Annotated in this window: 11 protein-coding genes; 4 read left to right on the top strand and 7 right to left on the bottom strand. The window is 71.3% G+C overall.

The genetic code is table 11. The annotated features are described in order from the left end of the window. Positions 1–79: 79 nt before the first annotated feature. Positions 80–343, top strand: a complete 264-nt coding sequence (locus ACY0MJ_RS06920; protein WP_462637612.1) for a hypothetical protein — start codon at positions 80–82, stop codon at positions 341–343. 39 nt (positions 344–382) lie between these two features. On the opposite strand, the gene ACY0MJ_RS06915 is transcribed toward ACY0MJ_RS06920, so the two are convergent. Both ACY0MJ_RS06915 and ACY0MJ_RS06910 read right to left on the bottom strand, forming a co-directional pair. Then, positions 383–1,129, bottom strand: coding sequence for a class II aldolase/adducin family protein (locus ACY0MJ_RS06915; protein WP_462637611.1), 747 nt, complete (start codon positions 1,127–1,129; stop codon positions 383–385). Further along, positions 1,126–2,334 carry a multidrug effflux MFS transporter gene (locus tag ACY0MJ_RS06910; protein WP_462637610.1) on the bottom strand — a complete coding sequence of 403 codons (1,209 nt, stop codon included), beginning with the start codon at positions 2,332–2,334 and terminating at the stop codon, positions 1,126–1,128. The genes ACY0MJ_RS06915 and ACY0MJ_RS06910 overlap by 4 nt, the downstream gene beginning before the upstream one ends. 148 nt (positions 2,335–2,482) lie before the next feature. On the opposite strand from ACY0MJ_RS06910, the gene ACY0MJ_RS06905 reads away from it, so the two are divergent. Next, positions 2,483–3,655 (top strand): helix-turn-helix transcriptional regulator, encoded by a 1,173-nt coding sequence (locus ACY0MJ_RS06905; RefSeq protein ID WP_462637609.1) that lies wholly within the window; start codon positions 2,483–2,485, stop codon positions 3,653–3,655. A 2-nt stretch (positions 3,656–3,657) separates the two neighbouring features. Here ACY0MJ_RS06905 and ACY0MJ_RS06900 read toward each other — a convergent pair whose 3' ends face one another. From ACY0MJ_RS06900 to imuA, 3 genes are read right to left on the bottom strand one after another with little or no spacing between them, the layout of a single operon-like run. Beyond that, positions 3,658–6,825 (bottom strand): error-prone DNA polymerase, encoded by a 3,168-nt coding sequence (locus ACY0MJ_RS06900; protein WP_462637608.1) that lies wholly within the window; start codon positions 6,823–6,825, stop codon positions 3,658–3,660. Between the two features lie 15 nt (positions 6,826–6,840). Beyond that, positions 6,841–8,175, bottom strand: coding sequence for a Y-family DNA polymerase (locus ACY0MJ_RS06895; protein WP_462637607.1), 1,335 nt, complete (start codon positions 8,173–8,175; stop codon positions 6,841–6,843). Continuing rightward, complete coding sequence (imuA, locus tag ACY0MJ_RS06890; protein ID WP_462637606.1) at positions 8,141–8,872, bottom strand: translesion DNA synthesis-associated protein ImuA; 732 nt, start codon at positions 8,870–8,872, stop codon at positions 8,141–8,143. Before imuA ends, ACY0MJ_RS06895 begins: the two co-directional genes overlap by 35 nt. A 139-nt stretch (positions 8,873–9,011) precedes the next feature. Here imuA and ACY0MJ_RS06885 point away from each other — a divergent pair, with 139 nt between their 5' ends. Together ACY0MJ_RS06885 and ACY0MJ_RS06880 are read left to right on the top strand one after the other, a co-directional pair. Then, complete coding sequence (locus ACY0MJ_RS06885) at positions 9,012–10,859, top strand: ABC transporter ATP-binding protein (RefSeq protein ID WP_462637605.1); 1,848 nt, start codon at positions 9,012–9,014, stop codon at positions 10,857–10,859. Next, entirely contained in the window at positions 10,852–11,478 is a 627-nt protein-coding gene (locus tag ACY0MJ_RS06880) for a DNA-3-methyladenine glycosylase (RefSeq protein ID WP_462637604.1), read from the top strand. The genes ACY0MJ_RS06885 and ACY0MJ_RS06880 overlap by 8 nt, the downstream gene beginning before the upstream one ends. Before the next feature lie 62 nt (positions 11,479–11,540). Here ACY0MJ_RS06880 and ACY0MJ_RS06875 read toward each other — a convergent pair whose 3' ends face one another. Then, complete coding sequence (locus ACY0MJ_RS06875; protein ID WP_462637603.1) at positions 11,541–12,149, bottom strand: hypothetical protein; 609 nt, start codon at positions 12,147–12,149, stop codon at positions 11,541–11,543. 127 nt (positions 12,150–12,276) lie between these two features. Further along, entirely contained in the window at positions 12,277–13,665 is a 1,389-nt protein-coding gene (locus ACY0MJ_RS06870; RefSeq protein ID WP_462637602.1) for a CoA transferase, read from the bottom strand. Between the last annotated feature and the right edge of the window lie 11 nt (positions 13,666–13,676).

Genomic DNA, 13,676 nt, shown 5'->3' with positions numbered 1-13,676 from the left:
CCGATCCGGAATTTCGTTACCTCGGCCCCCCGGCTCCGGCGCCCACTTGCAAAATCCACGGCTCTCCCGAGGACCCCTCATGCCGCAAGGACTGCTCGAAAAAGCGAAGCGCTTCGACCGAACCCGCCCCAACATCCCCGGCGAGCACTGGCTCGCCCTCGCCGCCGGCCTGGGGCTCTGGCTCGCCACGCGGCGGCACCCCTCCATTCCAGTGCGCATCGCCGCTTCCATCGCGGGAACGCTCCTCGTGGCCCGGGCCGCCAGCGGAACCGACGTTCCGCCGCTGCTCCGGCGCCTGCCCTTCGCCAGCCGGCCGCCGCGGCGGCATGACTGGATCGGTTGACTGGGGCGGCCAGACGAAGACGCGTCGCGACCCGGCGACTCAGTCCGCGTACCCCGGCATCTCCCGGTCCAGCACCCGCATCATCGCGGCGAAGTAGAGCTCTTCCCGCTCCGCGCGCGAGTGGCTGTCGTGCGGGTTCGGCGTCTCGACCTTCTTCACCATCGCCTCGTCCAGCAGCGCGAGCGGCCGGCCCGTCGACATCGCCAGCACCTGGGCGCGGCAGACCCGCTCCAGCTTGTAGAGGCGCCGGTACGCCTGCGCGACGGTGTCGCCGACGACCAGCACGCCGTGGTTCTTCATGAACAGGATCTGCTTGTCGCCCAGCACGGAGGCGAGGCGCTCGCCTTCGCCCAGCGAATCCGCCAGCCCCGTGTACCCGTCGTCGTAGGCGATGTGCCGCGTCATGAACGCGGCCGTCTGGCTCCCTGGAAGGAGACGGTTGTCCTCGAGCATGTTCAGCGCCAGCGCCCAGGTCTGGTGGGTGTGGAGGATGACGTTCGCGCCCGTGATCCGGTGCAGCGGCGCGTGGATGCTGAGCGCGCTCAGTTCCAGGGTTCCGTCGCCTTCCAGCACCTCGCCTGCCTCGTTGAACACGATCAGGTCGCTGGCCCGCGCCTCGGACCAGTGCAGCCCGAAGGGCAGGACCAGGTAGCGGTCCTCCTGGCCCGGGACGCGCATGGTGAAGTGGTTGTCGATGCCCTCCTCCAGGTCGTCGTAGACCGCCAGGCGGTTGGCCGCGGCCAGGTGGACGCGCGCGCGCCAGGTCTCGTCCGTTTCGTGTTTCATCTCTCGTTCTCCTGCAGTGTTTCGGTCGAGGCGCGCCGCTCCGCCCGCAGCGACACGCTGAACGCCACCAGCGCGACCAGCGCCACGCCCGTCAGGGCGAGGGCCGAGGCCAGCGCCGGATCATCGCCCAGTGCCGCCAATGACGTGGACACCGCCCCCGATGCCATCTGCGAAAAGCCGTACAGGCCCGCCGCCGCGCCCGTCAGGCGCGGGTCGACGCTGATCGCCTTGCCCAGGGCCGCGGGGCTGGTCATGCCGATGCCGCTGGTGAAGAGCAGCAGCGCCGCGATGACGTTCCACACCGCCATCGTGTCGGTGACCACGAGGGCCAGGTACGCGGAGGCCGCGGCCAAGGCCACGCCGTTGCCGATGCGCAGCAGCACTTCGCCGGGCACGCTGCGGATCAGCCGGCCCGTGATCGCGTTGCCGATCCCCATGCCGAACAGGATGATCCCCGCGTACAGGCCGATCGCGTGCGCCGGCTCGTGCAGCTCGTTGGTGAGGATGAAGGGAAAGGCGGCGAGGAAGGCGTAGATGCAGGTCGTGAGCATGCCCCCGCCCAGCGCGTAGCCCACGAAGCGCCGCGAGCGCAGCAGCTCGGCGTAGTCGCGCAGCATCACACGCAGGCCGAAGGTGCCGGTGGGCCGGCCGGTCTCGGGCAGGCGGCGCCAGGCGAAGAAGACCGTCACGGCGCCGCCGGCCGCCAGCACGACGAAGATCGCGCGCCAGCCCAGGGCCGAGGACACGGCGCCACCCACCATGGGCGCGAGGCCCGGCCCCACCATGATGATCAGGTTCAGCAGCGCCAGCTGGCGGATCGCGCCTTCGGGGGCCGAGGTGTCGCGCACGATGGCGCGCCCGAGCGCCAGGCCGGCGCAGCCGCCCAGGCCTTGCACGAGGCGCGCCGCGAGCAGCGTCGTGAGGTTGGGCGCGAGCGCGGCGGCCAGCCCGCCGGCGGCGTACATGGCCAGGCCCCACAGCAGCGTGGGGCGGCGCCCGTGCGCGTCGGAGAGCGGCCCGTAGACCAGCTGGCCGCCGGCGAGGCCGATGATGTAGATGCTGATCGCCATCTGCATCTCGCCCGCCGTGGTGCGCAGGCCGCGCGCGGCGTCGGGCAGGGCGGGCACGAACATGTGCATCGCCATGGTGCCGCTGATGGTGATCAGGACCAGCAGCCACAGCGGTGGCCGGGACGGAACGGTCATGAAAGGTGCGGTCGGCCCGCGGACATGAGGCCCGCGGGACGAGGCGGATTCTACGGGCGTGGCAAGCGGACCTACCCTTCCCTGGCCTGCCGCCGGCTGGGGCTAGACTCGCGCCGCGGCCGTCCGGGCCCGCGAGAACAAGGGAGTCATGGATTTCTCGGACGCTTCTTTCCAGCGCTTCATCGACCTCATCTACGACGCGGCGGAACACCCCGGGCGCTGGCGCCGCGTCTACGACGAACTGCAACCCGCCCTCGACGTGAAGTCGATCCACATGCTGGCGATCGACCGGCACCACGGCACGCTGTCGTACAGCGACGGCGCCAACATGCCGGTGGAAGGCGAGCTGGCCTACATCCAGAAGTACCGCTTCATGGACCCGCGCTGGTCGGCCATCGTGGAGAAGGACGTCGGCCAGTGGACGCACTGCCAGGACGTGGTCACCGAGGAGGAGGTGGCCACCAACCCGTTCTACCAGGAGTTCCTGGTGCCCTACGACCGGCGCTACATGACGGCCTGCAAGCTGGTGGAGACGCCCGACGCGACGGTGGTGTTCTCCACGCTGCGCGGCGTCGCGCAGGGGCCGCTGCCGGCCGCGGCGCAGGAGTTCCTCGACCGGCTGCTGCCGCACCTGCAGCGCGCCTGCCGCATCGGCATCCGCAACTTCGTCTATTCCACGCAGGCGCTGGTGGGGCACCTGCTGGTGAACAAGCTGCGCCAGCCGGTGGTGCTGATGACGCCGGGCGGCGAGGTGATGCACAGCAACGAGGCGGCGCGGGAACTGCTGCGGTCGACCCGACTGGTGCGCGTGGTCGAGGGGCGCCTCGAATTGCCGAAGCGGCAGCTGCAGCAGCTGCTGCAGGGCGCGGCCGAACTGGAGCGCGAGTTGAAGAAGGCCGCCGCCGAAGCCGACGTGGCGCCGGCCGGGCCGGTGGCGAGCGACTTCCGCTCGCTGCACGTCACGCCGGAAACGGGCGAGGAATCGCTCTATGCCTTCTACACGGTGCTGTCGCCGCAGGGGGCGATGGGCACCTTCGGGCTGCGGCCGGTGGTGATGCTGCTGTTCTACCACCCGGGCTCGGCGCCCGCGATCGACTCGGGCCTGCTGTACGCGGTGTTCGGGCTGACGCCGGCCGAGTGCCGCATCGCGACGCTGCTGGCCGAGGGCCTGTCGCTCAAGCAGATCGCGCAGGCGCAGGGGACGCAGCACGAGACGGTGCGAAAGCAGTTGCGGTCGATCTACCAGAAGACGTCGACGAACCGGCAGCCGGAGTTGATCCGGTTGTTGCTGCATCTGCCGCATAACGCGCTGCAGCAGTAGGCTCAGTGGAAATCGCGTGAGCTGCTGCCATGCCGCCCCAGCCGCCCCAGCAGCGGCGTCAGGTCCTCCAGCTGCTCGGCGATCAGGTGCCGCACCTGGCCGCCGCTGTCCACGTCGCGCTGCCAGACGCCGCGCACGGCCATCAGCTTCGAGTGCAGCAGCGCGTCGCGCTGGCGCTCGCGCACGTGCTTCCACACGATCACGTTCACCGGGCCGGTCTCGTCCTCGATGGTGACGAAGATCGTGCCGTTGGCCGTCTGCGGCTGCTGGCGCACGGTGACGATGCCGCAGGCGCCCACGCGGCGGTCGTGCGGCAGGTCGTGCAGCTCGCGCGCGCTCAGCAGCTTCATGCGCGCGAGACGCGCGCGCAGCAGCGCCACCGGATGGCGGCGCAGCGTGAAGCCGAGGGACGCGTAGTCGAAGAAGATCTCCTCGCCCTCCTTCGCCGGCGGCAGCGCCAGCGGCTGCTCGCGGATCGGCGCCTCGCGCAGCATGCCCGGCGCCTTCTGCTGCGCGGCGGCCTGCCACACCTGCTGGCGGCGGTGCCCGGCGAGGGATTGCAGCGCATCGGCCGCGGCGAGGGCGTTGAGGTCCTTCACGTCGAGCTGCGCGCGCAACGCCAGGTCCTCGACATCCTCGAACGGCCGCTGCGCGCGCGCGGCGACGATGCGCCGCGCGCCGGCTTCGCCGAGGCCGCCGACCATGCGCAGGCCGAGGCGCACTGAATTGGGGTCAGATTCCAATTTCGTCGCGATGAAATTGGAATCTGACCCCAATTTGCACAATTTGCAGTCCCAGTCCGAGAACGACACATCGGCCGGCAGCACCACCACCCCATGCCGCTGCGCGTCCTGGATCAGTTGCGCGGGGGCGTAGAAGCCCATGGGCTGCGAGTTGAGCATGGCGGCGAGGAAGCAGGCGGGTTCGTGGCACTTGAGCCAGCTGGAGTCGTAGGCGAGCAGCGCGAAGCTGAAGGCGTGGCTTTCGGGGAAGCCGTATTCGCCGAAGCCCAGGATCTGCTGGAAGATGCTCTCGGCGAACTCGCGGCGGTAGCCCTTGGCGAGCATGCCGCTGATCAGGCGGTCCTGGAACTTGTGGACGCCGCCGTGGCGCTTCCACGCGGCCATCGAGCGGCGCAGCTGGTCCGCTTCGTCGGCGGAGAAGCCGGCGGCGATCATCGAGATCTGCATCACCTGCTCCTGGAAGATCGGCACGCCCAGCGTGCGCTCCAGCGCCGGGCGCAGCGCCTCGCTCTCGTAGTGCACGGCCTGGCCGTTGCGCAGGCGCTCGCGCGCCTTCAGGTACGGATGGATCATGCCGCCCTGGATCGGCCCCGGCCGCACGATCGCGACCTCGATCACCAGGTCGTAGAACACGCGCGGCTTCAGGCGCGGCAGCATGGACATCTGCGCCCGGCTCTCGATCTGGAACACGCCCACGGTGTCGGCGCGGCAGATCATGTCGTAGGTGGCCTGGTCCTTGTCGGGAATGTCGGTCAGCGCGAAGGGCGCGCCGCGCCGCTGGCCCACGAACTCCAGGCAGCGGCGGATCGCCGTCAGCATGCCCAGGGCGAGGATGTCCACCTTCAGCAGGCCCATCTCGTCCAGGTCGTCCTTGTCCCACTGGATCACCGAGCGGTCCTTCATCGCCGCGTTCTCCACCGGCACCAGGCGCGTGAGCTTGCCCTGCGTGAGCACGAAGCCGCCCACGTGCTGGCTCAGGTGGCGCGGGAATCCCATCAGCTCCTCCGAGAGCTCCATCCACAGCGCGAGCGACTTCGCCGGCGCGGCGACGCCGAGGCCCGCCGCCAGCTCGCCCAGCTTCTGCTCGCGCAGGCCGCGCTCGTCGAACCAGAAGTGGTCCTTGGCGAAGGCGTCCACCAGCGCGTCGGGAATGCCCATCGCCTTGCCGACGTCGCGGATCGCGCTGCGCGTGCGGTAGGTCGCCACCACGGCGGCGATGGCGGAGCGCTCGCGGCCGTACTTGCGATAGATGTACTGGATCACCTCCTCGCGCCGCTCGTGCTCGAAGTCCACGTCGATGTCGGGCGGCTCCTTGCGCGCGCGGCTGATGAAGCGCTCGAACAGCAGGTCCGAGCGCGTGGGGTCCACCGCCGTGATGCCCAGGCAGTAGCACACGGCGGAATTCGCCGCCGAGCCGCGGCCCTGGCACAGGATGCCCTGGCCGCGCGCGTAGCCGACGATGTCGTGCACCGTCAGGAAGTACATCTCGTAGCCGCAGTCGGAGATGAGGTCCAGCTCGCGCACCAGCTGCCGCCGCACGGACCAGGGCACGCCCTGCGGATAGCGGCCGCGCGCGCCCTCGATGGTGAAGCGGCGCAGCGCCTGGCGCGGCGTCAGGCCCGCGGGCACGGTCTCCAGCGGGTACTGGTACTTGATCTCCTCCAGGCTGAAGCTGCAGCGGTCGGCCACGTCCAGCGTGCGCGCGAGCAGCTCCGGCGGATAGACCGTGGCCAGGCGCATGCGGTGGCGCAGGTGGCGTTCGGCGTTGGGCTGCAGCGCGAAGCCGCATTCGGCCACGGGACGGCCCAGGCGCACGGCCGTCATCACGTCCTGCAGCGGCTTGCGCGAGCGCGCGTGCATGTGCACGTCGCCGGCGGCCACCAGCGGCACGCCGGTGGCGTCGCCCGCCTGCTGCAGGACTTGCAGGCGCAGTTCGTCGTCGCCTTCCAGCAGCAGTTCGACGGCCAGCCACAGGTGCGTGCCGAAGCGCTGCTGCGCCCAGTCGAGGCGCTCGCACAGGTCGTCGAGGGAGATGCCGGGCCCGGGCGCGAGCAGGATCTCGCAGCCGGCCAGCAGCGTGAAATCGCTATGCTCCCGGCTGCAAACGTACTCGCCTTTCTCCGCCTCGCGGCGCGCCCGCGTGATGAACTCGCAGAGATTGCCCCAGCCGGTGACGTCGCGCGCCAGCGCCACGAGACGGAAGCCGTCGAGCGCGAACTCGGCGCCCAGCAGCAGCTTCAGCCCGAGCTTCTTCGCTTCGGCGTGCGCGCGCACGACGCCGGCCACGGAGCATTCGTCGGTGATGGCGAGGGCCGTGTAACCCAGGGCATGCGCGCGCTGCACCAGTTCCTGCGGGTGCGAGGCGCCGCGCTGGAAGCTGAAGTTGGAGAGGCAGTGCAGCTCCGCGTAATCGGGCAGCCAGGACATGATGGGGACGAACCTTCAGGCGTAGAGGCCGTGCAGGAACCACTGCGCGCGATCCTGGTCGGCGGCGAGCCGCTCGCGGAAGATCCACAGCAGGCCCGCGCTCGCGCTGCGGGCGATGAAGTAATCGCGCAGCACCGGCGCGGCGGCCTCCGGATCCCACCACGCGGCCTCGAGCCGGCGCGCGCGCGTGAGCAGTTGCAGCGGGCCCTGGTAGCAGGGCTTGTCGCCCTTGACCTGCAGGCGCAGGGGTTCGCGCAGCAGCCATGGCGGCAGGAAGGCATCGGTCGGGATTCCGGACTTCGTGCCTTTCGCAGGCTGGCGGTGAGCGCAGCGAACCCCAGCGCTTTCGCGCATCGCTGGGGTTCCTTCGTCACCCCAGCCTACGAAGACTTCCCGACGCTCCGGGCGATGGTCTTCCATGGGTTTCGCGACGGTCACATTGTCTTGCCCCAACCGCACGCTCAACCGCTCCACCAGCTGGTGCAACCGCTCCCCCGGCCGGTTCTCCTCCGGCAACAAGCTGGTCGTGATGCCGCCCCAGGGCACCGTCTCCAGCGTGCGCAGCCGCAACTGGTTCGCCGGCGCCGAGATCGCCGTGCGCGCCAGCTGCTCGGAAGCCAACCGCCGCAGGTGCTGCATGTCCTGCGTCGGCTGCGCCGTGCGCAACTCGATCCGCTCCGTCGGCGGCAGCGGCTTGCCGTCGATGCGGCGCAGGTCCAGCGTCCATTCGAATTCCACCGCCAGCACGCCCAGGTTGCGCCCCTGCAGCCAGGCCTGCAGCCGCGTGAGCAGGTGCTGGCCCGTGAACAGCAGTTCGGGCGCCGCGCTCGCCAGCGCCGGCAGTTCCAGCTTCTGGTCGAAGCCCGCGGGCAGCGTGATCCAGGGATAGCGCTCCGGCCGCTGCCCCGCCGCGCAGTCCAGCGCCTGCAGCAGCTCCGCACCGAAGCGGCGGCTCAGCCCCGCGCGCGGCAGCGCCCGCAGCTGGCCGAGCGTCGTGCAGCCGATGCGCTCCAGCGTCGCCAGGTGCGGCCGCGCGGCCGTGAACACATCGAGCGGCAAGGCGTCGGGCAGCGGCTCGCCCGGCTTCTCGCCACGGCGCTTCAGCCGCAGCAGCGCCAGCGCGGCGAGCGCCGTCGGCCCGCTCGCCCAGGCCGCGCACTCCAGCCCGGGCTGGCCTTGCAGCAGCGCGCGCAGCAGCTTGCGCCGCCCGCCGAACAGGCGCTCGGACGCGCCCGCCTCCAGCAAGACGGCTTCGTCGACGAAGGCGACCCGGGGGGTGAACTGCAGGCAGCGCCAACCCCAGGCCGTCGCGTCTTCATCCCGCGAGGCTTGCAGTGCGATCCAGTACATGCGACGCGGGAGTGGTGGGGGCGACGGCGCCGCGCCGCGCCTTGCGCGCGGCCAGCAGCGCCGACAGTTGCGGCGGGTGCGAGCGCAGCGCCAGCGGCTGCAGCAGCGGCGGGCCGCGCCGCTTGAGGATCTGCACGGCGAGTTCCTCGCCGTCCTGCACCGCCAGGCGCAGGCGCGCCGGCGAGGACTGCTCGCGCACGGCCAGCGGCCGGAACACGACCAGCAGCTTCTCGCCGGCCTGCGCGCACAGGTGCAGCCGGCGCAGGTCTTCGGCGCGCGCCTGCGGCAGCCAAGCCAACACGGCGCAGACGTCGGCGCAGCGCAAGGCCTGCTCCGCGGCCCACAGGCGCGCGGACGGCTTCTCCGCCTGCACGCACAGCAGGTGCTCGGGCACGATGCCCTGCTCGCGCAGCGCCGGCCCGTAGGGCTGGTAGGGCGGATGCACCAGCACCGCCGGATCGCCGCGCTCGCGCATGGCCTGCGCGAGCCCCGGGCCGGCGAGCTGCCAGACGTGCTGCTGCGCCTGCTTCTGCAGGATCTCGACCAGGTGGCCGAGCGGCCAGCCGCCCCCGGGCAACTGCGCGTCCAGCGCGGCGTGGCCCGTGGGGAGCGTGCGCTCCTGCGCCTGCGCCAGCTCGCGGCCGCGCCAGACCTGGGGCGGCAGGGCGAGTTCGGCGGCGGCGTGGAGGGCGTTCATGGCGGGGTGGTTGGCCTGGTTATTTATACAGTGTTTTTCCCGCCGACTCCACCCGCCTGCCCCTGCCCGCGCATCGAAGGGGCGATTCCGGCAATACTGCCGATGCGGCCGCTGTCCGCGTTTTCCCCGGAGACTTTCGTTGTATCGGCTGTTCGAGAAACTGCTTCACCCCTATCCCGAGGCCGAGCCTCCGGAGCTGCCCAAGACCTTCTTCTCCTTCGTGTGGGCCTGCACCGCCGGCATGCGCGGCTACCTGGTCCTGCTGGCCTTCCTGAGCGCCGCCATCTCCACCTGGGACGCCTGGCTGTTCGCCGTGCTCGGCCGCGTGGTGGACTGGCTGGCCCGCACGCCGCCCGAACTGCTGTGGCAGCAGGAGCGCGGCGCGATGGCGGTGTTCGTGCTGATCCTGTTCTCCAGCGTCGCCCTGGTCGGCTTCCACACCTTCGTGAAGCACCAGACGCTGGCCATCAACTTCCCGCTGCGGCTGCGCTGGAACTTCCACCGCATGATGCTGGGGCAGAGCCTGAGCTTCTACGCCGACGAATTCGCCGGCCGCATCACGACCAAGGTGATGCAGACGGCGCTGGCCGTGCGCGAGATGCTGTTCACCACCACCGAGGTGATCATCGGCATCGGCGTCTACTTCATCACCATCCTCGGGCTGGCGGCGAGCTTCGACACGCGGCTGGTGATCCCGCTGCTCGGCTGGCTGGCCTGCTACGCCCTGTCGTGCATCTACTTCGTGCCGCGGCTGGGCCGCGTCGGCAAGGCGCAGGCGGACGCGCGCGCCATGATGACGGGCCGCATCACCGACGCCTACACCAACATCTCCACCGTCAAGCTGTTCTCTCACACGCAGCGCGAGGCCGGCTTCGCGCGCCAGGCCATGACGGAGTTCATGACCACCGGCTACCGGCAGATGCGGCTGGTCAGCAGCTTCGAGATCGTCAACCACACCCTGGTGGTGTCGCTGATCGTCGCCACCGCCGGCTACGCCGTGTGGCTGTGGACGCGCGGCCAGATCGGCCCGGGCGCCGTCGCGGCCGTGACCGCGATGACGCTGCGCGTGAGCGGCATGTCGCACTGGATCATGTGGGAGATGGCCTCGCTGTTCGAGAACATCGGCACGATCCAGGACGGCATCGCCACGCTCACGCGGCCGCGCCAGGTGCTGGACGCGCCGGACGCCAAGCCGCTGGAGGTGTCGCGCGGCGAGGTGCGCTTCGAGCACGTGCGCTTCGGCTACGGCAAGCCGCAGGCGGTGATCGACGACTTCAACCTGGTGGTGCATCCCGGCGAGAAGGTCGGCCTGATCGGCCGCTCGGGCGCCGGCAAGTCCACGCTGGTGAACCTGCTGCTGCGCTTCTACGACCTGGAGGGCGGCCGCATCCTGATCGACGGGCAGGATGTTGCGCACGTCACGCAGGACAGCCTGCGCGCGAGCATCGGCATGGTCACGCAGGACACCTCGCTGCTGCACCGCTCGGTGCAGGACAACATCCTCTACGGCCGGCCGACGGCGAGCGTCGAGGAGATGGTGCAGGCGGCGAAGCGCGCGCAGGCGCACGAGTTCATCCAGAAGCTCACGGACCCGCAGGGCCGCACGGGCTACGATGCGCACGTGGGCGAGCGCGGCGTGAAGCTCTCGGGCGGACAGCGCCAGCGCGTGGCGATCGCCCGCGTGATGCTCAAGGACGCGCCCATCCTGCTGCTGGACGAGGCGACCAGCGCGCTCGATTCGGAAGTGGAGGTCGCGATCCAGGCCAGCCTGCACACGCTGATGCAGGGCAAGACGGTGATCGCGATCGCGCACCGCCTGTCCACCATCGCGGCGCTGGACCGGCTGGTGGTGATGGACCAGGGCCGCATCGTCGAACAGGGCACGCACCGCGAACTGCTGGCGCAGGGCGGCCTGTACGCGGCGCTGTGGGCGCACCAGAGCGGCGGCTTCCTGGGCGAGACGGAGGAGGAACTGGTGGATGCCTAGGAGGCTACGGCCGGCGGACTTCGCCGGCAACGCGCCGGAAATGGCGCAGGCCCTGATCGGGGCGGTCTTGCTGGTGGACGGCGTCGGCGGCCGCATCGTCGAGACGGAGGCGTACGACCGGGAGGACCCGGCATCGCACAGCCATTCCGGGCCGACGCCGCGCAACAAGGCCATGTTCGGGCCGCCGGGGCGGGCGTACGTGTACCGCTCCTACGGCATCCATTGGTGCCTGAACTTCGTCTGCCGCGAGGAAGGACATGGCGCGGGGGTGCTGATCCGCGCGATCGAGCCGCTGGAGGGGATCGAGACGATGCGCGAGCGGCGCGGGCTGCACGATGTGCGCCTGCTCTGCTCGGGGCCGGGGCGCGTAGGGCAGGCGCTGGCGATCGTGCATGCGTTCAACGGCCACCGGCTGGACCAGAAGCCTTTCGAGGTGCTGGCGGCGGAGCACGACCACGAGCTGGTGGTGGGGCCGCGCATCGGGATCAGCAAGGCCGCGGACGTGCCGTGGCGCTTCGGGCTGGCCGGATCGAAGTTCGTGAGCCGGCCGTTCCCGAAGACTGCCGCTCCCTCTCCCTCTCCCTCTCCCTCTCCCGCTCGCGGGAGAGGGTTGGGGTGAGGCTCGGGGCGCGCCTGCCCCTCACCCCAGCCCTCTCCCCGAAGGGGAGAGGGAGAAAGACATCACTCGCGCACGATGTTGATGCTGCCGCCGCGCTGGATGATTGTCAGCGGCGGGTCGCGCATCTCGGTGATCACGGTTTCCTGGCGCGCCCGCGCCGGTGCCGGGCCGGCGCCCAGGACCGTGGTGTCCACCACGGCTGCCGGTGCGCGGGCGAGCGCCGTCTCCGAGGGGATCACGCTGAAGGTCGGGATGTCGACCCGCGCCGCCGCGCTGCCCGGCACGACGGCGACGCCGGCCGAGGCGACGGTGTAGGGCAGGTTCTGCCGCTGCGCCGTCTCGATGTCGGTGAACAGCGGCGCGGCGCTCGAAGGCGACAGCTGCCGGCCCGTGCGCTCCATGCGGATCGTGTTGGGCGGGATCGTCCCAGCGGTGGGGCGCGCGGCCTGCGCCACGCTCACCGGCGTGCAGGTCGCGGCCTGGTCGAACACCATGCTGGCGCCGGCCGGGTAGCGCTGCGCCAGCGCCTGGTGCAGCGGCAGGCTCATGTCCACCGGCGCGTCGTGGCCGCGGTAGACCACCCGGTTGTTGGCGTCGTAGACCGTGTAGCAGGCCATCGCGTTGGCGCCCGCCAGCAGCAGCCCGCACAGAACCATCATCTTCGCTTTCATGTCTTGCCTTCCGCGCGCCCGGGGACGCCCAATCCTGATGGCCGCATGATGAGCACGCCGGCGTGCCCGGTGCGCAGGCCAAGCCTGTCACCCGCTGTCAGCGTCCTTCCCGCGACGCCAGTGGAACTTACCAGCGTGCCGGCGAATCACCCGGCCGCTCCGACGGCCGGATCCACGCGGCCGGCGTGCGGCCGAGCTGGGCACTGTGCCGGGTGCCGCGCAGCACGCCCCAGGCCGAGGGGCTGTCTTCCAGGAAGGGCTCCGGGCCGGGCGGCGTGACGGCGAAGCCGTTGGCCACGCGCCCGAGCCCGCGCAGCCAATGGCCGGTCTGCGCCAGCGAGACCTGGACGTGCCAGCTGCCGCCTTCCTGCTGCTGCCGCGCCAGCGCGGCGGCGGCCCCGAAGGCGATGAGGTAGCCGGTGGCCTGGTCGAGGATCTGCATGGGCAGCGCGCGGGGCCGCGTCGCGTCGCCGGCCGCTTCGGCTTCGGCCAGGTTGAAGCCCGTGGCGGTCTGCACCAGCGAGTCGAAGCCGCGCCGTCCTTGCCAGGGCCCCTGCGGCCCGTAGGCGGAGAGGGAGACGCAGACGATGCCGGGGCTGCGCTCGGCGAGCGCCTCGGGTCCGTAGCCCAGCTGCTGGAGCGCGCCGGGGCGGTAGCCCTGCACGAAGACGTGCGCGCCCTGCACCAGCGCGTCCATGGCCGCGCGGCCGGCCGGGTCGCGCAGGTCCACGAGGGCCGAGCGCTTGCCGCGGCTGGTGTCCGCGATCGCCTCGATGTTGGGCAGCTGCGGCGCGTTGACGAGCATCACGTCGGCGCCGTAGGCGGCGAGCGCACGGCCGCCCACCGGGCCCGCGAGGATGCGCGTGAGGTCGAGCACGCGCACGCCGGTGAGCGGGCGCTGGTCGGCCGCGAGCGGCGGCAGTTCGCGCGGCGGCGCCTCACCGATGCGCGTGAGCGTGAACAGCGGCTGCGCCGCGATGGCGCGTCCCGGCTCGCTCGCGTCCCATTCGGCGAAGCTGCGCAAGGCGGAGGCGACCAGGCCGGCTTCGGCGGCGGCCGTCTCGAAATCCACGGCGTTCCAGCCCAGCATCGCCTGCTCCGCCGCCTTGCGGTCGGCGGTGGCGGGGTCCAGGCCCAGCAGGCGCAGGGCGCCGTCGCGGTGGTGGGCGAAGTTGGCGTGCACGCGCACCCAGCCGTCGCGGGCGCGGTAGAGGCCGGAGAACTTGTCCCAGAGCTCGGGGGCGCGGCCGTCGAGGCTGAACCAGCCGAGGCATTCGGCCGAGGCGTGGATCGCGTCGACCGAGACCGATTGGCGCGGCGTGCCGCGCACGTGGGCGAGTTCGCAGGCGGCGAGGGCCGCGGCGGCGATGGTGGTTTGGGCGGCGGTGGCGACCGGGAAGGAGGAGGGGTAGACCGGGTCGGTGCCGGTGAGGTGGGCGTGGGTGAGGGCAGCGGGCGGCAGGCCGGCGAGGTGCCAGAGTGCCGCCAGGGGGCCGCTGGGGATCGCTGCGCTCACCGCCAGCCTAC

The sequence above is a fragment of the Ramlibacter sp. bp-362 genome (genome assembly GCF_054956735.1).
The sequence above is the reverse complement of the archived record's forward strand: the minus strand, read 5'-3'. Positions and strand labels throughout refer to the sequence as shown.